At 61.5% G+C, this 18,533-nt stretch carries 13 protein-coding genes; 8 read left to right on the top strand and 5 right to left on the bottom strand.

The features are described from left to right. Position 1 precedes the first annotated feature (1 nt). Together OBACDRAFT_RS08205 and OBACDRAFT_RS08200 are read right to left on the bottom strand one after the other, a co-directional pair. A complete protein-coding gene (locus tag OBACDRAFT_RS08205) occupies positions 2 to 739 on the bottom strand; it encodes a type II secretion system protein (protein ID WP_052361492.1) in 738 nt (245 codons plus the stop codon). Positions 740 to 784: 45 nt separating this feature from the next. Beyond that, positions 785 to 3,544, bottom strand: coding sequence for a hypothetical protein (locus OBACDRAFT_RS08200; protein WP_157836957.1), 2,760 nt, complete (start codon positions 3,542 to 3,544; stop codon positions 785 to 787). Between the two features lie 180 nt (positions 3,545 to 3,724). Here OBACDRAFT_RS08200 and OBACDRAFT_RS08195 point away from each other — a divergent pair, with 180 nt between their 5' ends. Further along, complete coding sequence (locus OBACDRAFT_RS08195; protein ID WP_081721899.1) at positions 3,725 to 4,906, top strand: XylR family transcriptional regulator; 1,182 nt, start codon at positions 3,725 to 3,727, stop codon at positions 4,904 to 4,906. A 214-nt stretch (positions 4,907 to 5,120) separates the two neighbouring features. Here OBACDRAFT_RS08195 and hisH read toward each other — a convergent pair whose 3' ends face one another. Then, positions 5,121 to 5,792: an imidazole glycerol phosphate synthase subunit HisH gene (gene hisH, locus OBACDRAFT_RS08190; RefSeq protein WP_043584565.1), complete on the bottom strand. Its 672-nt coding sequence runs from the start codon at positions 5,790 to 5,792 to the stop codon at positions 5,121 to 5,123. Between the two features lie 179 nt (positions 5,793 to 5,971). Between hisH and alr the strand changes: the two genes are divergently transcribed. The 4 genes from alr (at position 5,972) to OBACDRAFT_RS26355 (ending at position 11,630) form a co-directional block, all read left to right on the top strand. Continuing rightward, entirely contained in the window at positions 5,972 to 7,099 is a 1,128-nt protein-coding gene (alr, locus tag OBACDRAFT_RS08185; RefSeq protein WP_232766864.1) for an alanine racemase, read from the top strand. Between the two features lie 103 nt (positions 7,100 to 7,202). After that, entirely contained in the window at positions 7,203 to 8,702 is a 1,500-nt protein-coding gene (locus OBACDRAFT_RS08180; RefSeq protein ID WP_043584561.1) for a DUF1800 domain-containing protein, read from the top strand. 157 nt (positions 8,703 to 8,859) lie between these two features. Beyond that, a complete protein-coding gene (locus OBACDRAFT_RS08175; RefSeq protein ID WP_043584560.1) occupies positions 8,860 to 10,140 on the top strand; it encodes a DUF1501 domain-containing protein in 1,281 nt (426 codons plus the stop codon). 726 nt (positions 10,141 to 10,866) lie between these two features. Further along, positions 10,867 to 11,630 (top strand): IS5 family transposase gene (locus OBACDRAFT_RS26355; protein ID WP_088179262.1). Its coding sequence is split into 2 segments (ribosomal slippage): positions 10,867 to 11,239 and positions 11,239 to 11,630, totalling 765 coding nucleotides; the frame shifts between segments, so codons are not numbered across the junction. A 255-nt stretch (positions 11,631 to 11,885) separates the two neighbouring features. Here OBACDRAFT_RS26355 and OBACDRAFT_RS08160 read toward each other — a convergent pair. Next, positions 11,886 to 12,968: a hypothetical protein gene (locus OBACDRAFT_RS08160; protein WP_043584558.1), complete on the bottom strand. Its 1,083-nt coding sequence runs from the start codon at positions 12,966 to 12,968 to the stop codon at positions 11,886 to 11,888. A 309-nt stretch (positions 12,969 to 13,277) separates the two neighbouring features. Here OBACDRAFT_RS08160 and OBACDRAFT_RS08155 point away from each other — a divergent pair, with 309 nt between their 5' ends. Together OBACDRAFT_RS08155 and OBACDRAFT_RS08150 are read left to right on the top strand one after the other, a co-directional pair. Next, entirely contained in the window at positions 13,278 to 14,552 is a 1,275-nt protein-coding gene (locus tag OBACDRAFT_RS08155; protein WP_198529863.1) for an ATP-binding protein, read from the top strand. Between the two features lie 541 nt (positions 14,553 to 15,093). Beyond that, positions 15,094 to 16,044 (top strand): IS110 family RNA-guided transposase, encoded by a 951-nt coding sequence (locus tag OBACDRAFT_RS08150; RefSeq protein ID WP_157836912.1) that lies wholly within the window; start codon positions 15,094 to 15,096, stop codon positions 16,042 to 16,044. A gap of 177 nt (positions 16,045 to 16,221) precedes the next feature. Here OBACDRAFT_RS08150 and OBACDRAFT_RS08145 read toward each other — a convergent pair whose 3' ends face one another. Beyond that, positions 16,222 to 17,673, bottom strand: a complete 1,452-nt coding sequence (locus OBACDRAFT_RS08145; RefSeq protein ID WP_232766862.1) for a dicarboxylate/amino acid:cation symporter — start codon at positions 17,671 to 17,673, stop codon at positions 16,222 to 16,224. A gap of 132 nt (positions 17,674 to 17,805) precedes the next feature. On the opposite strand from OBACDRAFT_RS08145, the gene OBACDRAFT_RS08135 reads away from it, so the two are divergent. Beyond that, entirely contained in the window at positions 17,806 to 18,378 is a 573-nt protein-coding gene (locus OBACDRAFT_RS08135; RefSeq protein ID WP_232766860.1) for a peptidylprolyl isomerase, read from the top strand. Positions 18,379 to 18,533: the final 155 nt, after the last annotated feature.

Genomic DNA, 18,533 nt, shown 5'->3' with positions numbered 1-18,533 from the left:
ATCAGTATTCGATGGCGAAATGGCGGTTTTTCAGGGTGCCTTTGGCGTAGGTGGCAATGGAGGCGTCGGCGCGGACGGCATTGGTTTTCTGGCCGGAATGGCGGAAGCGGTAGATGGCGATGCTGGTGCCGTCCACGTCTTCGCCGGAGACGGGGGGGACGAGGTTGTCGGCATCGGAGGGGTTCTGGCTGACTACGGATGACGGTTCGAGGTTGGCCATGCGGCTGTGGGCGCTGCCGGTGTCACGCTGGCAGGCGTCCATGCAGAGAATGGTCTCAGAGTGGCGGGTGACTTTTCCGGGTGGCGTACGAGTTTTTTTGGGGGTGGCGGTGCCGCCATCCACAAAGACGAAGGGGTTGGCACCGTAGGAGCGGTTGATAGTGCCGTCGTTGACGATGATTTTGCGGGAGGGGCATTCATCGATTTTGGTGCCGCTCCATGGTGTCGTTGCGTTGGGATTGAGATAGGGGGCGAGTTCCTGAACGAGTGTCGGACTGTTGCCGTAGGGCCAGACGCGGTTGTCGTTGACGTAGAGCGTGACGGCGACGCCGATTTGCCGGAGGTTGCTTTTGCATTGGGCGTCGCGGGCGGATTCCCGGACGCGGCCTGCTGTGGGTATGATGATGGCGGCAAGGATGCCGATGATGGCGATGACCGTGAGCAACTCGATAAGCGTGAAGGCGGCGGAGCTGACATGGACGACGAGGGCCGGGCGGAAGTTTGAGGTGGGCGAATGCATGGTGTTTTTGGATACGGGTGTGGTCGGGGGGAGGGGGGGGGGACGTTACCAAGAGAGGCGGATTTCTCCGGTGACGGGTGAGGTGGTTTCGAGCATGAGGCCGTGCGGGGTGTGGTGTTCGCGCAGGGCGATGGTGTCGCCGGTGATATGGGGCCAGGGCATGTTGTGCCAAGCTGTCACGGGACCGGCGTCGTGTGGAGGGAAAAAGCGGAGAGTGGCTTCGCGCAGTCCGCTAACAAGGATGCGGCGGGTGACGCCAATTTGGGCGGGATGACGTTCGATGCAGCCAATGACGCCGTCGGTCTGGCCGTGGAGGAATATCCGGCATTCGTGGCGGCAGGCGCGGGGCAGTCGGTGGGTGGCGTGGCCGTCGCGGAGGCGGGTTTCTGTTCCGAGAAAAATGGGCGCGCCCAACGGGGTGTGGAGATGGATTTCGGCGGTGGTGTCGGGAATGTATCCGGAAAACAACCACGCGTTGGCGTGACGGTGGAGCGTGAGGACGGGGTGGCGTCCGGTGGAGGTTGTGGTGTTGAAGGAAAAGTGCCAGCCGTGCGCTTCGGAGAGGACGTGACGAACGAGCTGCGCCAGGGACCAGGTGGTGTCGGACGCGTCGGGGACGGGAAGTTTTTGTCTGGGAATCATGCGCATGGTCAGCGGGGCGCGAAGCCAGGCGATGCGTCCGCCGGCGGAGGTCGCGCAATGGGCGGCGAGGACGCGGAGGAGAGGGGTTGTGGCAGGCGGGACGCCCGCGGCATGGAGGGGCGACGTCCCCGTCGCCCGACGCGCGTCAGCGCGCCCGGTTTTGGCGGGACTGTCGTCCCGTCCGGCGACGAGGACGTCGCCGCTCCATGCGGGCGGGACGCCCGCGCCACCGGGAACGCAGGCGGCGATGTGCGCGGCATGGCGGGGGAGAGGGGAGGGGGCTTCGCAAAGCGCGCCGCCGGACATGATGGGGCTGTGCTCGAAAATGGCCGGGCGGGGAGGACCGTCTTCGTGGGCGTCGATGGCCGGCGGAGCCGTATCCACGATCATGCTACCGGAAAGCGGGGCGGCGGCGGCGAGGCCGAGGCGGCCGCGAAGGGCGGGGGCGGTGCCGAGGGGGCCGTAAACGAGGAGCGCGCCGCCGGCGTCGGCCCAGGCGAGGAGGCGTCGTTCGGTGGCGGCGTCGAAGGGCGCGGGGGTGATGAGGACGCGGCCGCCGAGGACGTCTTGGGCGCGCCCGGAATCGAGGAGCGCGGCGAAGGCACGGGTGCTGACGACGGTGTTGAGGGGGAGGCCGTCGTTGATGATTTCGCGCGCAAACCAGTCGGTGTGGAAGAGGCGCTCGGGGGCGGGCGCGGGGCCAAACATGGCGTCGTGGACTTCATCGAAGGGATAAAGCCACACGAGGGGGCCGGCGGCATCGGGGCGTTCGGTCCAGGCGCGGAGGAGATGCGGGGTGGCCTGGCTGGGAACGGTGTCGGGCATGCGCCCGTAGGAGTCGTCGAGAGTGAGAAGGCTGAGGGTTTCGGCGGCGCGGGTGTTGCCGGCGGCGTCGATGCTGGCGGTGGCGAGGGGCAGATAAATGTCGTGGGGCTGGCCTTCGTAGCGGTCGAGCCAGGGGGAGTTGTACCACCAGGGGTCGTGCAGGTAATAACGAAACGGGATGCCGCGGCCGGGCGGGAGCTCGGCGATGCGGGTCATGTAACCGGCGAGCTCGATGCCGAAGTCGCCGTCGAGGGCGGCCCAGGGGGAATTGACGGGCGGGGCGAAGTCGAAGCCGCCTTCGTAAAGCTCGCGCAGCGGGGTGGCGTCGCTGGCGAGGTCGGTGGCGGTGCCGAGGTTGGTGCCGCGGGTCTCGATGCCGATGGCGGGCGGGAGTTCGGCACGGAGGTCGCGCCAGAAGCCGAGGATGCGGTCGCGGAGGGCGGGGGCGTTTTCCGGCGAAAAGGTTTGGCCCTCGAAGAGGGGACCGGTGGTATGCCAGGTTTCCAGGCCGAAACCGAAACCGTTGGAGAGCCAGAGGTAGTCGAGGCCGATGTCGGCGGCGAGGTGGCGGAATTGGCGTCCGATAAAGGTGCCGATGCCGGTGTTTTGCGGGATGCCGCGCGGATAAGCAGCGTAGCGGTGCGTATCTGAATTTAGGATACCATAGCAGCAGACAAAGCTGGCGGCGCCCATGGTGTTGGCGAGGCAGATTTCGCGGTGGCGTTTGTATTTGAAATCGGAGGGGGCGAATTCGCCGCCGGGGTCGAAGGGCAGGCCGATGCGGAGGGTTTTGTTTTTGGTGGCGGGGTTGTCGGCGGCGGCCAGGCGCCAGGCACGGACGATGTCGGCGAGGCGTCGGTAGGTGATGGGGCGGGCGTCGGGGCGGTAGAGGTAGTTGCGGGAGTGGAGGCTGCGTTTTTCGGGGTCGTTGGGGACTTCGCTGTGAGGGTTGCTGTTGCCGAGATAGCGGGCCCATTCCATGGGGGCGTCGAGGTCGCCAGTGTATTCAAGGATTTCGGAGCCGTCGGAGGCCCAGAGGAGAATCGAGAGGGTGGTGGCGTGGCGCGCGAGGTGTTCCCACTGGCGGATGGCGGCGGCGCAGGTGGCAAGGGTGGCGTCGTCATCGAGGGCATAGAAGGGTTTGAGGGAGATTTCGAAAGTGAGGTTGCGGATGACGGGCGGGACGACCGCGTTATGTGGGAACGCCGGTCGCCTGATCGACTTTTCCCGGGAGGAGCCATTCAGGAGAACGGGGTTCCCAAGAGGGACGCCCATGCCACGGGATGGCGGACGGACGACGGGGGCGGGTGGTGGCGGTGAGAGCGTGGCAGACGACATGGGCGTGATCCAAAATGGGACGCAGATGCAGGCGTGTTTAAAGCGGTTTTAATCATCTTTCTTTCGTCGAAAACTAACGGTGCGCGCTTCAGGGCTTGCGTGGTGACGGGGGTGGGTTGTTTCGCTTGGGGGGTGCTGGTTCGCGTGGTTGTTCCCCGCCGCCGGTTTTCGTTTCCCGCCATGACTTCCGTTTCCCCATCCCGCTTGTCCAAATCGTATTCGCAAAAACGCACGAGCATCCTGCTGGCGCTGGCGTGGTATTCACCGGCGGTGCATCGCGGGATCATCCGCCATGCGCGGGAGGCGGGGTGGATTCTGGACGCGGCGGTGGAGCGTTACAAAAACCACTTTCCGCTGTGGCGGGAGGACGGAATCATTTCCTATCTGCACGCGGATTCGGCGCTGTATGAGTTCATCAAAAAAACGGACAAGCCAGTCGTGAACATCGGCAACGGCAAGCAGCCGGGGGTGCCGACGGTGAAGCCGGATGTGCGCAAGATCGGAGTCATGGCGGCGGACTATTTTTTCGAGCGGGGTTTTCGCGACATGGCGTTTTTTCTGAAATCGCATGCGCCGGCGGCGCGCGAGCGGTGGCGGGCGTTTCGGGCACGGGCGGAGGAATTGGGGGCGCGGGCGCATTTGATGAACTGGCTCAGGCACAGCGGGGGGCGCGTGCAGTATTCGGAGGCGGCGTTGGTCGAATGGCTGGGCGAGTCGGTGACGGCGCTGCCCAAGCCGCTGGCGATCATGGCGGAGCACGACGAGCACGCAATCGAGGTGATCCATGCGTGCATCCAGTTTTCAATTCCAATCCCGGAGCAGGTGGCGGTGCTCGGCGTGAACAACGATCCGCTGCGCTGCGAGTTCGCGCCGGTGCCGTTGTCGAGCATCGACAGCAACCATGAGGTGATGGGCTACGAAGCGGCTGTATTGCTGGACAGGATACTGCACGGGGAGACGCCGCCCGCGGAGCCGGTGCTCATCCCGCCGGCAGGCGTGGTGACGCGGTTGAGCACCGACATGATGGCGATCAAGCATCCGCACGTGGCCACGGTGCTGCACCATATCTGGCAGAACTACACGCGGGCGATCAACGCGAAGACGGTGGCGGCGTTGGTGCCATTGTCCTATCAGCGGTTGCACGCGGCGTTTTTGAAAAACGTGGGCCGCACCATCGCCAACGAAATTACGCACAAGCGCATGGAGAAGGCGCGCGAGTTGCTGGCGGGAACAGCGAAGAAGGCCTACGACATCGCGCTCGAATGCGGTTTTCCCAATGACGATCGCATGGGCCGCGTTTTCAAGCGAGTGCTCGGCGTCACGCCGATGGAATACCGCCAGCAAAACCGGAAACGCGGGTAAGGGTGGCTGGCCGTGGCGTGCGTGATGCGGAGTCGGGCGGCGTTGGTTTACGTGAGCGTGAGCCGTCCAAACGCGTGGCGGACACAGCAACGGGCGATTTTAAATATCCAAACTTCCAGCTTGCTCAATGACACCGTTGCTCCGCGTGAGACATTTCTGACTGGAAAAGGGTGTCAGACGCCACCGGCGAGGACGTTTCCCGTTGCCGCCATTCTTACGCCGCCGCCGCGACGCTGGCGAAATTGCGATAGATTTGCAGGCCGCGCTCCTGGCTTTTTTCCGGGTGAAACTGCGTGGCGAAACAGCGTCCGCGCGCGATTGCCGCCGTGAAGTCGCCACCGTAGTTGCAAGTCGCCAGCACCAGCGCAGGGTCGGCGGGCACGCAGTGGTAGCTATGCACGAAATACACCGATTCGCCCTCCTCGCGCAGCCCTGTCTGCAAGGGTGAGTTGGGTTGCGTGAAGCGAATGGTGTTCCAGCCCATGTGCGGAATTTTAAGGCCCGATTCGGGCGTGTGGGCAAAGCGCACCACGCGGCCCGGAAACACACCCAGCCCGTTCACACCACCGCCACGACTGGCGTTGCCTCCCCCCCCCCCCCCTTCCTCCGAGTGTTCGAACAAGGCCTGCATTCCCAGGCACACGCCGAGGAACGGGCGGTTTTCGCCGATCCAGCCGCGCACGGCATCGTCGATGCCGGAGGCGCGCAGCGACGCCACGCAATCGCCCAGCGCGCCCACGCCCGGCAGCACCAGCCCGGAGGCGTGTGCGGCGCGCAGTTCGACGGGCGTATGAATCACGCGCACGTCGGCCCCCACGGCTTCGAGCGCCTTGGTGACGCTGCGCAGGTTGCAGATTCCGTTGTCGATGACGGCGATGATTGGCATGGCTCAAAGGGAAAATCCCAAAAGAACAAACGATCAAATCCCAAAAAGAACAGATTGGGGAATCCCGTGCCTCCGTGCCCCTGTGCCTCCGTGCTCCCGTGCCCCAGCGTCCTTTGGGATTTGATCGTTTGTTCTTTTGGGATTTTTTATGCGCGATGCCGTCCGCCTCCTCACTTCCCATGCGTTGCTGGGCCGAGATCGATCTCGCCGCGCTCGAACGCAACCTCCGCCTCATTCGTGCCTCGCTGCCCGCGCACATCCGCTACGTCGCCGTCGTCAAGGCCGACGCCTACGGGCACGGCCTCCCGCAAACCGCCGCCCGGCTCATGCACGCGGGCGCCGACCTCTTTGCCGTGGCGAGCATCGCGGAGGCCGCCGCGCTCCGCGAGATCGGACCCGACTGGCCCGTCCTCTCCCTTGGTCCCGTGCTCCCCGAGGAAGACCGCCATATCGCTGACTACAACGTCGCCGTCACCGTTTCCACGACCGACGAAGTCGCGCGCTTCTCCGCCGCCGCACGCGCCGCCGGACGCCCCATCGCCGTCCACCTCAAGATCGACACCGGCATGGGCCGCCTCGGTGTGTGGCACGAGCAGGCGGAAACCATTTACCAAAACCTTCGCGACGCGCCCGGCTTGCGCCTCGAAGGCGTGTTCACCCACTTCTCCTCGCCCGACGAAGACGCCGCCTTCACCGCCGAGCAACGCCGTCGCTTCGTGGCCGCGATCGGACGCTGCCGCGGACTCGACCCTGCAAAAATCTTCGTTCATGCGGACAACAGCGCCGGCCTCGAAACCATCGAGACCGCCGGCCCCTTTAACGCCGCGCGCATCGGCCTCCTGCAATTCGGCGTGCTGCCCCACGCCGGCTCCCTCCTCGCGCAAGTGCGTACCGAGCCTGTATTCAGTTTTCGGACACGCATCGGCCTCGTCAAACCACTGCCGGCCGGCACCGACATCAGCTACGGGCGCACCCATACGCTAAGCCGCGACTCGCGCGTGGCCATCCTCACCGGCGGTTACGGCGACGGCATCCCGCGTCATGCCAGCAACCGCGCCTGCGTCCTCGTGCGTGGACGCCGTTGCCCGGTCCTGGGCCGCGTGACGATGGACCAGACCATCATCGACGTCACCGACCTGCCCGCCGACACCGGCCCCGGCGAGGAAGTCGTGCTCGTGGGGCGCCAAAACGGCGCTGAAATCGCCCTCACCGAATTCAGTCGCTGGGGCGACACGATTCCCTGGGAAACCCTCTGTTCCGTGACCAAGCGCGTCGCCCGCATTTATCGAACTCCGCTCGGGTTTTGATTTTTGCCGAAAACTGGCGAAACTCACGGTCTGCGGCGGCGTCCTCAGTATCCACCGGCGCTGCCGCAAACGACTTCCGTCGCCGACCGACCCGATTTTCGCCATGACGCCCACGCTTTCACCCGACCAAGCCTGGCAGCCCTTGCCTGCCGGCCAATGGACCCCCGACCACGCCCGCCATCTGCTGCGCCGCGCCGGCTGGACGGCCACCCCGCCCGAAGTCGAGCGCGCCACGAAAGACGGCCTGTCCGCCACGCTCACCCGCCTCTTTCCCCCCAACCCGCCCCCCTTCACCCCGCCGCCCCTCCTCGCCGACGGAATGCGTCGCGTGCAGGAACTTCGCCAGCGCGCCCGCGAAGCACCCGATGTCGAACAACGCCGCCAGTTCGAACGCGACGCGCGCGAACTCCAGGCGCAATACCGCAACGAACTCGCCATCCGCTGGCTCCAGCAGGCAGCCCGGCCCGAAGTCTCTGCATCCGAAAAATGGATACTCTTTCTTTCCAACACCTACGTCACCGCCACCGACAAAGTTGAAAACCCAGGACTCATTTTTCTGCATTGGGCGGTTCTGCGCCAGGGTTCCGCAGGCACCGCCCCCGCGCTGACCAAGGCCGTGTCACGCTCCCCCGCGATGCTCATCTACCTCGACCTTCAGGGCAGTCAGTTGAAGTCGCCCAATGAAAACTTCGCCCGCGAGTTGATGGAACTCTTCACGCTCGGCGAAGGCCATTACACCGAGGCCGACATCAAGGAGGCCGCGCGCGCCTTTACCGGCTACCGTCACACCGACGGCGAGTTCCGCTTCGTCCGCCGCCAGCACGACGCCACGCCGAAAACTATCTTCGGCCAGACCGGCCGCTATGACGGCGACGACGTCATTGACCTTATTTACCGGCAGCCCGCCGCCGCCACCTTTCTGCCGTGCGAAATGGCAAAATTTTATCTCACCGAGCAGCCCATTGACACCGCCTATTTCGAACCGCTCGGCGCCTGGTGGCGCACCACCGACTTCAACCTCCAAAAACTCTGCCACCGCTTCTTCGGCTCGCAGGTGTTTTATCATGCGCAATTTCGAGCCAACTACATCAAGAGCCCCGTCCAATACTACCTTGGTCTCCTGCAAGACCTGCAACTTGATGTCACGCCCTTCCCCCGCACCACGCTCATCCCCCTGCGCCAGATGGGACAGATGATTTTCAACCCACCCAATGTCCGTGGCTGGGTCGGTGGCCGCACCTGGATCAACGCCTCCACACTCGCCGCCCGCCGCCAGCTCGCCGCCACGCTTTTCACTCCCTTCAACGAAGCCAAACTCAACGCCGACGACAAAGTCGCGCTCGAAATCGCGCGTACATCCGGCGCGAAAAAATTTGCCGTCGATGACGAACGCCTCCGCGAATTTTCCACCTTGGGCGCAGACAGGATCGTGGAGCGTTTTGTGGACTATTTTCTGCCTGTTCCCGTCAATGCCGACTATCGCGCCGCGCTCCGTGAATTTCTCCAGGGCGACGCACCCGCCGGCAAAGAAAAACTCAACCTTGGTCGTGTCCGCCAAGCCGCCATCGTTGTCCTCCAAACCCCCGAATACCAACTCTGCTAAACATTGCCTTAACGGTAGGGAGGCCTCTCCGAGGCCTCCGAAACCACGCTCCAACCACCTATGAATTTCGCATTCTCACACTACGCACGGCGGAGGCCTCGGAGAGGCCTCCCTACCAGGTAACAAATGGTTACAGCTTAAATGAAACTGCTCTAAAATGAACAATCCGCATCCGATTCTCCCCACCACCCGGCGCGAATTTCTGCGCTACAGCGCGCAAGGCATCGGACTGCTCGCCTTTGCCCGCTTTGCACCCTCCTTTCTCGTCCAATCCACCCTTGCGCAGACGCCCGCGCCCGAAAGGGACCGCACCATCCTCGTCCTCGTGCAACTCGCCGGTGGCAACGACGGACTCAACACCGTCGTCCCGTATCAGAACGACAACTACTACAAACTCCGTCCCACCATTTCCCTGAAAAAAGATACACTCCTCGACCTCGACGGCAGCGTTGGCCTGCACCCTTCGTGCGCCGCCATGCACGAGATGTTCAAAGACGGAAAACTCGGTGTCATTCAAAACGTCGGCTACCCCAACCCCAATCGCAGCCACTTCCGCTCGATGGAAATTTGGGAGACCGCCTCCGGCAGCGACCAGTCGCTCGCCACCGGCTGGATCGGTCGCTTCCTCGACAACGCTTGCGCCGGCGCACCCGCGCCCGCCGCCACCGCCGTTACCGAACGCGACCCCGAGGCTGTGCACATGAGCGCCGAGGTGCCGCAATCCTTTGGCTCCCAAAACCCGCACTCGACCTTCGGCCTCAGTCTGGCCGGGCGTGGAGGGCGCGATAACAAATCCTCCGTGCAGCTTCTCGAAAACCTCATCAGCCACAGCGGCCATGATGATCCCGGCCACGATCACTCCAACGGCTCTTTTCTCCAGGCCACCATGATGGATGCCCTCGTTACGGAAAAAAAAGTGCAGCGCGTCCTCGGCGCCTATAAAGCCGGCTCCACGTATCCGGGAAACGGATTCGCCAATTCCCTGCGCAACGTCGCCGCGCTCATTGCATCCGGTTTCTCGACCCGCGTTTATTTCGTTTCGCTCGGAGGATTCGACACCCACAACAATCAGGCTCCGCAGCACGCCAACCTTCTGCGCAACCTCTCCGAAGGTCTGGCCGCCTTCCAGAAGGACCTCGAATCCAAGGGGCTTGCCGACCAAGTCCTCACCATGACCTTCTCCGAATTCGGACGGCGTCCCGCCGAAAACGAAAGCAAGGGCACCGATCACGGCACCGCCGCCCCGCTTTTTGTCATGGGTTCCAAACTACAGGGAACGATGCACGGCACGGCGGCCTCGCTCGACATCGAGCGCCGCGACGATCTCAAGTTCAGCACCGATTTCCGCCAGATTTACGCCACGGTTCTTGACCGCTGGCTCGCCTGTCCCGCCAAGTCCATTCTCGGCGCCGACTACGAACCGATGGCATTTGTATAGTGCATCAGGCAACCTTGCCGGCTCAATTTCGTGGTGTGTTGGTCAGGGAGAAAAATGAGTCCAGCGCGTGGCGCTTATTTCGGGATTGGGCACCCAGTCGAAGCGCGCCGGGTCTTGCGCGTATTGCTCGTAAATCGGAATGCTTGGGGCGTCCGAACTTCTCCCCCCCCCCCCCCGCGCCTCCGCGTGAGGTTTCTAGAGCATTTTCAGTTGAGTTGTGTCCGTTGTCTTGGCGGTAGGGAGGCCTCTCCGAGGCCTCCGAAACCACGCTCCAATTACCTATGAATTTCGCATTCTCACACTACGCACGGCGGAGGCCTCGGAGAGGCCTCCCTACCAGGTATCAAATGGCTACAGTTTAAATGAAACTGCTCTAATTTGGCCTATGTCTTTCCTGAGGCAGATGTTGCCAGTAGCCAGTGACCAGCAGCTTTTCCAAGTGGATAATGCTGGGTAACTGATGTTACGCAGCCAACCATGGAACAGCAGTTTTTTAGACAGAATTAACGGAATTTGCTGAATTAACGGAATTTAGAAAAAGATGTTTCTCTCCTAATTTTCGGTAATTCTGTAAATTCTGTCTAAAAAAATAAAAATGAACAGTGCTTCAAAACAGCACCCTCTTCCCACTCTGCGTAACATCATCTGGGTAAGGTTATTTATTTTCTAGAGCGTGTAGTCACGAGATAAGGTTGACTGTTTTTTTTCGTGATGGAGAATGTCAGCATGGCGAAAGATCAACACCGTCACGACATTTCGGACCGAGTTTGGAGCGTTCTGGAGCCGCTGCTACCTGGAAGGAAAGGAGCGTGGGGAGGGGTGGCGGAGGACAACCGCAAGTTCCTCAACGCGGTTCTGTGGATTTTACGCACTGGTGCGCCTTGGAGGGATCTTCCAGAGGATTACGGAGGGTGGAGCAACACGCACAGGCGTTTTTGTCGCTGGAGAGACAAGGGGCATTGGGAGCGCCTGTTGTCGGAACTGATGAACGAGCCCGATTTTGAGTGGCTGATGATTGATGCCAGTCATGTCAAAATCCATCCGCATGCGGCGGGAGCCAGAGGTGGAAACGAGGCGATCGGTCTGACAAAAGGGGGCGAAACACCAAACTACATTTGGCCGTGGATGCGCATGGTATGCCGGTGCGAGTCATTGTTACAGCGGGTTCCACGGCTGATTGCACACAGGCTGGCAGGTTGATTGAAGGCATTGCCGCAGACCATCTGATCGCCGACAAGGGATATGACACCAACGCCATCATCGAAATGGCGCAGGCCGCAGGCATCTGCCCGCAGATTCCTCCAAAGACCAATCGCATAGAACAACGCGAATATGACCCTTATCTTTATCGGATCAGGCATCTGGTAGAAAATGCATTCCTACGACTCAAGCAATGGCGCGGCATCGCAACCCGATACGCAAAACGAGCCTCCTCTTTCCTCGCTGCCGTCCAATTCAGGTGTGCCATCCTCTGGGCTTCAATCTCGTGACTACACGCTCTAGTTTATCCAGAAATTTCTGGGCCTTTGCTTTTAGTTTAGGAGGGGCGTCCGGCATGGCGATGACGGCGGAGAAATCGGCGATTGCGGCATCGGTGTTACCGGATTTGCCGTGGGCGACGCCGCGTTGGAAGTGGGCTTCAGTTTTATCGAAGGATGATGCTTTTGGGTGGCTGATTATTTCTGAGTAGAGGGCTATTGCCTCAGGCCAGTTGTCTTTTTTGTAGGCAGTGGAAGCACGATTTTTCAGGGAAGCGAGCGTTTCGGATTTGTTAAAGGCGACTTCGGCTTCGTCGAGTTGGATGAGGGTGTTTTTTTAAAGTTCTCGGGAAGGATGGAGTCGGGGGGGATTGTATTGACAGAGGGTTCTTTTGCCGAGGATGCGGTGGCTTCGGATTCGTCTTTGGAGCGCGTGATGTCTTGCAGGTTGATTTCTTTGATTTGTTCGCGGAGGAGGGGAATCGGCTCTTGCAGGAGTCGGGTGAAGGGCATTCCGGGGCAGAGGTGTCTATGGAGCTTGGCCATCCAGTTGTTGGCGTCGGTGATTTGGACGAAGTAGGCGTTTGAGCACGTGTCGAGGATGTTGCGTGTGGCTTGTGAAATGCGGGTTTCGTCACGGGCGAGCCAGTAGGGGTTGCCGTCAAATGTTTCTATGTCTGAAAGGGCACTAATGAGGCAGTCGTTCCAGCCGGAATGGCCGAGGACAATGACACCGCGTTTTTTTAGTTCGGGGCGAATGATGTCGGCGTTTTTTTTGCGGATTTTCTCAATATCTCCCGTGCTGTTGGCTTGAAAGGCGCGATAGAAACTGCCGTGGGCGTAGAAGAGATGAAGGCTGGTGTCGTCTATACCGTTAAAAATGTCGGGAGGAAGCCCTCCGGGCATGTCGGTCATGTAATAGAGGACGTTGAAGAGCTGGAGGGAAATTTGAAGGATGGGGTCGAAATTGGTGGTGAAGATGGTTTGGGCGAAGGGGCATTTGCCAGTGTAGTGAGGTTTGCCGTCGGTGGTGGTGGCCGTGGAGTGTTGGAGGGAGAGGAGGGAGGCGAGGTAAAAGTGGGCGCCGTTGAGCTGGATGGTGTCGCCTTTTGGCATGATGGAGCGGAGGTAGGCGCGGGCGAGGGCGGGGGTATTGAGAGCACCCGTGTTGCGAGTATTAAAAACCGCCTGGTAGGCGGCTTCGATGGTGGCGCTGTCGTTGCGAGGCAATCCATCGTCGCCCAACGGGATTGAGAGGCTGGGGTTGGCTTTCGTGAAGTTTTTCCAGAAATCGCGGACGATGGTTTGTTTTTGCTGCTCTGTTTCCTTTTGGGAGGAATCGGGGGCCAAGTAGAGGGGGATGCTGTTGGCGTGGGTTTTGCCCTCTCTCTTCCTTGCCTCTCTCCTGGGTCAAGATCTGTCTGGTCCTCCCGAATTTGCACGGTGCTCAAAACGACACCCAATGAATTGATGGGCTGGCCGGATTGAGAATGTGGCGGCACATAACGCGTGCGATGACTTTGTCCCCCGGTTGGGATTTTGGAAATTCTGTCCTTCTAAAAAGGACAAGATTTGGTCAATCTGTCCTTCATGGAAGGACAGATTGAGGAGATAATCGCACGAAAAATCACGGATGGACTCACGTTTTCCGTTCCCGCCTTGACCCGCCGGGATGTCCGCTTGCCTGCGGTGCCGGGAAAGGCGCTGGCGGTGATCGGCATGAGGCGCGCGGGCAAAACATCGTTTCTCTGGCAGTGTCTCGCCGACCGGGTGGCGGCGGGGATTCCGCGTGAAGCGTTGTTGTATTTCAATTTCGAGGACGAGCGGCTCGACGGGCTTGATGCCTCCCGCCTGCACTTGGTGGTCGAGGAGTATTTCCGGAGGCATCCGGAGTGGCGCGATCAACAGGGGGGGGGGGGGGGGGGGCACGGGGTTACGTTTTTCTTTGACGAGATCCAACTGGTAAGCGGATGGGAGGTGTTCTTGCGGCGTCTCATGGATACCGAGCGCGTGCAGATTTTTATCTCGGGTTCGTCGGCCCGGTTGTTGAGCAGGGAGGTGGCGACGAGCATGCGCGGACGGGCGCTTGAGGTGCTGGTGCATCCTTTCAGTTTCCGCGAGGCGTTGCGGCACAACGGCTCCGAACCTGCGAGAGGCAAATCGTGGAATGCTCTGCCAAAGGGAATCCGCTCGGGCATCGAGAAACAGTTGCGCGCGTATTTGGCGGAGGGAGGATTTCCGGAGGCGCAGTCGCGCGACGCGCGCGATCGGCGCGATGTGCTGAGGAGTTACGCTGACGTGGCCTTGTTGCGCGATGTGATCGAGCGTCATGGCGTGTCAAATCCCGCGGCGTTGCGCTGGATGTTGCGTCATTTTCTGGCGAATCCCGCCGCGCCTTTCAGCGTGAACAAGTTTAGCGATGCCTTGCGTTCGCAAGGAATTCCCGTCGCGAAAGATACCGTGCATGCGTATCTGGGGTATGTGGAGGACGCATTCATCATTCGCACGCTGACCTTGCACACGGCATCGGAGCGCCAACGCATGGCCAATCCGCGCAAGGCGTATCCGGTGGATCCCGGGTTTATCCCGTTCTACGAGCGGACGGGGAGGGAAAACCTGGGCCATGCGCTCGAAACCGCCGTGTTCGTGGAACTGGAACGGCGGGGAGCGGAAATCGGGTATCTGAAAACGTCCGGTGGTAACGAGGTGGATTTCCACGCGCGTCTGCCTGACGGGGAGGTGTGGTTGATCCAGGTGTGCACGGATACAGGATCGCCGGAAACACTGGGCCGCGAGGCGCGAGCCTTGGAAGAGGCCGCTGCGGAATATCCGCGGGCCACGCCGCTGCTTGTCAGCATGGACACACAGCGACCGCCGGGTTTGCCGACGGGGATCGGGTGGCAGACCGCGGCGGCATGGTTGCTGGAATGTTGATCAAAGAGAGGGGCATCTTTGAAGAAAAGACATCGTGATGCTCTTTTCGCAAACCGCCTATTCGCCGGAAGGAATGTGGTTTGTCTCCAATAGTCGGATGATTGTGCCTGTTATCTGATGTTACGCGGAGCGTCGCCCTGAGACAAGGCTGAGAGGCACCTCCAGCAGAAGCGGGCGGGACGCCCACGCCACGCGTAGGGGCTTCGCTTGCGAAGCCCGCGTTTGCAGGATGTGGCATCGGATGGCGTGCGCGGGCGTCGCAAGCGACGCCCCTTGTTGTTTGGAGATGTGGTAAGATGAGGGAGTTCAGTCGAGGACTGCCCCCGCAAGTTGGTTCGACGGGGGGAGGCCTCGGGCGGATGAGCCGTGAGGGCCTGCAGGCCCTCACGGCTCGGCCGCCTGCGAGTTCGTCGACGCCCCTGCTTGATCCGTTCGGATCAGAGCGCTGGTAGCATGAACCGCAGGCGACCTTTTGGTTAATCGCTCGAACCGTTGAATGGACCACCGAAGCAATTGCTCCGGCGAGTCCGACAAAACAAGGATGAGCATGTATCCTCTGCCCGCAACTGATTACGTCGGTGTCGATGTCGCCAAAGACTCGCTCGCGGTCTGCAGCACTCTTGCTGCCAAAGTCGTCAACGTCCCCAATTGCCCGCAAGCGATGGACTCCTGGCTGGCCGGCCTGCCAGCCGGCGTCCATTTGCTCTGCGAGGCCACCGGACGTCATCACCGTTTGTTGCAACAACGCTGCGCCCTCAACGCCATTGCCCTGACCTGCCTGAACCCGGCACAAGTCCGCGCCTTCGCCAAGTCGCTCGGCACACTCGAAAAAACCGATCCGATCGATGCTCGTGTTCTCTTGCGTTTGGGCATCGAAGGTCACCCCGCGCCCTCGCCCGTGCCCTCGGACGCCCTGCGGCGTCTGGGCGACCTGCTCATGGCTCGCCATGCCATCGTCGAACAGATCAGCGCCTTCGACATGCGCAACAACCTGCTCAGTGCTCGGAGCGCTCTTCAACTCAAGCGCGTTGTGCGCGCCCTGCGCTCCCACCGCCTCGCTCTCGAACTTGATCTGCAGGCTTGGCTCTACAGCGAACAGGCGGCGCCTTGGCTCGAGCGTATCCACACCCTGTGCTTCGCTCCGGGTGTGGGCATCCTCAGCGCCCTTTCCCTTATCGCCTACCTGCCCGAACTCGGCTCCCTGAACCGCAGACAGATCGCCAAGCTCGCCGGCCTTGCCCCCCTTCCCTGGGACTCCGGCAAACTCAAGGGTCTTCGCATCATCCAAGGTGGCCGCGCTCCCGCTCGCCGCGTCCTCTACCAGTGCGCCATGGTCGCCGCTCGCTGGCATGAGCCTTCCCGTCTCCACTACCAACAACTGCGCGCTCGCGGCAAACCTCCCACCGTAGCCTATGTCGCCATCGCCAGAAAACTCCTCATCTTCCTTAACTCTCTGCTGCGTCCGGCCTACGCCGCTGCCCTCCCGTCCTGATTGACGGTTCAAGGCTCTTCTCTCTCGGTGGACTCCCCTTCCTCCGATGCCACTGCTTTGCCTCTCCCTCATACTTCTCAAGCTCATAAAAAATCACTCTCCAAGATAGTTGCTACCTGCGGGCGGGACGCCCGGCGCCACTTTTTTTGCCAATCCTCCGTCGCGTAACTTCAGCTGTTATGAGGAGTTCCCCTCCGCCATGTCCGTCTCGCCGCGCGAGACGAGGACGGCGCAGACGAGGTCGCCGGTGACGTTGAGCGTGGTGCGGCACATGTCGAGAAGGCGGTCGATGCCCAGAATGATCGCAATCGCCTCGCCCGGCACTCCTATCGTCACCAGCACGCCGACCACCAATGGTAGTGAGCCTCCGGGTACGCCAGCCGTGCCAAAACCCGCCATGATGCACATCAGCGCCACGATGATCTGCTGGCCGAGCGTGAGATCCACGCCGAAGACTTGCGCGAGAAACAACACCGTGACTCCTTCGTAAAGCGCCGTGCCGTTCTGGTTGGCGCTCGCGCCCACGGTCAGCACGAAACGGCTGATCTGGCGCGGGAGTTTCAGGTTTTCCTCCGCCACACGGATCGAGACGGGCAGCGTCGCGTTGCTCGACGAGGTGCTGAACGCCGTCACCATCACCTCGCGGATTTCGCGGAAAAAGCGCAGCGGCGACTTCCGCCCCGCCAGCACGAGGAACAGCGAGTAGGTGCCGAACTGGTGTAGCGCCAGTCCCAATACAACGACGCCCGCGTAGAAGCCGAGGCTTTTGACGACGCCCGCGCCGAGCGTGGCCGTGAGGCTGAAGCCGAGGCACGCCACGCCGATCGGCGCGAGCTTCATGGCGAAGCCGATGATAATCATGCAGACCTCGAAAATGCCTTGAAAGAGCGTGGTCAGCCCGGCGCTTTTTTCCTTGGGGATCATGGCCAGCGCCACGCCGAAGAAGAGGCTGAACACCATCACGGCGATGAGGCCGCCGCCGGTGTAGTTGGGCGTGAAGGCGTTGACGGCTTCGGTCAGCGGGTTTTGCGGGATGAGGTTGAGGATGGTCTCGGCGAGGGGGGGGGATTGTTGCGTGCCTTGCGCAACTTTGGCGGCGGCGTCGCCACCGTAGCGCGCGGCGAGTTCCACGCGCGTCTCCTCCGCCAGATGACGGCCGGGGGCGAGGGTGTTCACCAGCACGAGGCCGAGGAGGACGCTGGTGCCGGCAAGGACGAAGGTGTAGAGCACGCATTTGACGCCGACGCGCCCGAGTTTGCGCACGTCGCCCATTTCCACGATGCCGAGCACAATCGCGGAAAAGATGAGCGGGATCACGATCATGAAAATGATCCGGATAAACAGCTTGCCGACCGGCTGGATGACTTGGGCGAGCCACCATTGCAGGCGGTCAAGGGCGGCGGGCGAGGTGAGGAGCCATTCGGCAACGAGGCCGAGGGCGAGACCGACAACCAGGCCGGTGATGATTTGGTTGGCGGACTGCCATTTCCAGGGCGGGCGAAAACGCATCAGCTTTTCTGAGGACGGAGGGTGAACGTTGCGGGCAGGATGATTGCGGGCAGAATTGCGATTTGCACGATGAAGGGGAAGCACGTTTCCGGCCAGTCGCGCGGGAAGTTTTTCGGGCATTTTGGAGTTTTGAAGTTTTGAAGTCGAACCCGTCCAAACCACGCGAATTTTTCGCTGTCGCCAGCCGCGCGCCTCTGCCACGTTGCGGGGCGCATGAACCTAAAATCCCGACTGTTGACTGTTGTTTTTGCGATGCTCGCTTCGGCCAGCATCGCGTTTTCGCAAGCGTCTGGCGGCGCTGCGCCGTCCAAGGATGCCGCGACCGCCGCAGGCAAGGAGGTGGCCATCATCTCGACCACGGTGGGCGACATGACCATCGCGTTCTGGCCGGAGGTGGCACCGAAGACGGTGGAGAATTTTAAACAATTAGCCCGCGAGGGTTTTTATGATGGCACGGCGTTTCACCGCATCATCAAGGGCTTCATGATTCAGGGTGGTTGTCCCAACTCGAAGAAAGACGCGCCCGGCATCCCCGGCACGGGCGACGCGGGTTACAAGATCAAGGCGGAGTTCAATTCGCGTTCGCATGTGCGCGGAGTGATTTCGATGGCGCGCAGCAGCGATCCGAATTCGGCGGGCAGCCAGTTTTTCATCTGTCATGGCGATGCGAAATTCCTCGACCGCCAGTACACGGCTTTCGGCCAATTGATCGCGGGCGATGATGTGCTCGACAAGATCGCCAATGTCCCAACCAGCGGACCGGAGCGCAGCACCCCGCGCGAGCGCGTCGAGGTGAAGAGCGTCAAGATCGTGGAGCAGAAGTAAGTTTCCTCGTGGCGGGGGGGGGGGGAGGGACAGTGCTAGTGGCGGAGGGCGGGTCTCCTGACCCGCCGACGAGGCTCGCATCAGCGAGCCTCGCCCATCCGAATACAGAATTAACGATACGGATGGGCGCGGCTGCGCCGCGTCTGGCGGGTCAG

Origin of the sequence: Geminisphaera colitermitum TAV2, from assembly GCF_000171235.2 — a bacterium.
GTDB lineage: Bacteria > Verrucomicrobiota > Verrucomicrobiia > Opitutales > Opitutaceae > Geminisphaera > Geminisphaera colitermitum.
Note: the sequence above shows the minus strand (reverse complement) of the source record. Positions and strands in the feature narration are given on the sequence as shown.